At 56.4% G+C, this 1,471-nt stretch carries 1 rRNA gene (cut by a window edge); it reads left to right on the forward strand.

Features of this window, described 5'->3' with window-relative positions:
- Positions 1-1,471, forward strand: a 23S ribosomal RNA gene (locus tag ABZ459_RS52650); its annotated part runs 1,292 nt beyond the window's last position; the annotation flags it as partial.

The following is a 1,471-nucleotide window of genomic DNA, read 5'->3' on the forward strand; positions in this document are numbered from 1 at the left end:
TTGAGGGGATCCCAAGTAGCACGGGGCCCGAGAAATCCTGTGTGAATCTGCCAGGACCACCTGGTAAGCCTAAATACTCCCTGATGACCGATAGTGCACGAGTACCGTGAGGGAAAGGTGAAAAGTGCCCCGGTGAGGGGTCGTGAAATAGTACCTGAAACCGTGTGCCTACAAGCCGTAGGAGCTTACAGGAGCTTGTCTTCTGTGTGATGTGACTGCGTGCCTTTTGAAGAATGAGCCTGCGAGTTATGGTGTGTGGCGAGGTTAACCCGTGTGGGGGAGCCGTAGCGAAAGCGAGTCTGAATAGGGCGTTTGAGTCGCATGCTGTAGACCCGAAGCGGAGTGATCTACGCATGGGCAGGTTGAAGCTCAGGTAAGACTGGGTGGAGGACCGAACCCACCAGGGTTGAAAACCTGGGGGATGACCTGTGTGTAGGGGTGAAAGGCCAATCAAACTCCGTGATAGCTGGTTCTCCCCGAAATGCATTTAGGTGCAGCGTCGCGTGTTTCTTGCCGGAGGTAGAGCTACTGGATGGCCGATGGGCCCGACAAGGTTACTGACGTCAGCCAAACTCCGAATGCCGGTAAGTGAGAGCGTGGCAGTGAGACTGCGGGCGATAAGGTTCGTAGTCGAGAGGGAAACAGCCCAGATCACCGACTAAGGCCCCTAAGCGTGTGCTAAGTGGGAAAGGATGTGGAGTCGCAGAGACAACCAGGAGGTTGGCTTAGAAGCAGCCACCCTTGAAAGAGTGCGTAATAGCTCACTGGTCAAGTGATTCTGCGCCGACAATGTAGCGGGGCTCAAGCACACCGCCGAAGTCGTGGCATTCAGCGCCTTGTGTGCTGGATGGGTAGGGGAGCGTCGTGCAGCCGGCGAAGCAGCAGAGTGATCTAGTTGTGGAGGCTGTGCGAGTGAGAATGCAGGCATGAGTAGCGAATCGAGGGTGAGAAACCCTCGCGCCGGATGACCAAGGGTTCCTGGGGCAGGCTAATCCGCCCAGGGTAAGTCGGGACCTAAGGCGAGGCCGACAGGCGTAGTCGATGGACAACGGGTTGATATTCCCGTACCCGCTTTAACGCGCCCATATCGAACCTCGTGATGCTAAGAGTCCTTAACTCGCCTAAAGCCTTCGGGCTTGGGGTCAGAGTGAACGCTCGATCCGATCGGGTAGTAGGTAAGCGATGGGGTGACGCAGGAAGGTAGTCCAGCCCAGGCGATGGTTGTCCTGGGGTAAGCATGTAGGGCGGAACGTAGGCAAATCCGCGTTCCATATAGCCTGAGATGTGATGCCGAGCCGATTGTGGTGAAGTGGATGATCCTATGCTGCCGAGAAAAGCCTCTAGCGAGTGTTGTGGCGGCCCGTACCCTAAACCGACTCAGGTGGTCAGGTAGAGAATACTAAGGCGATCGGGTGAACTGTGGTTAAGGAACTCGGCAAATTGCCCCCGTAACTTCGGGAGAAGGGGGACC

The organism is Nonomuraea sp. NPDC005692 (assembly GCF_040631115.1).
Taxonomy (GTDB): Bacteria; Actinomycetota; Actinomycetes; order Streptosporangiales; family Streptosporangiaceae; genus Nonomuraea.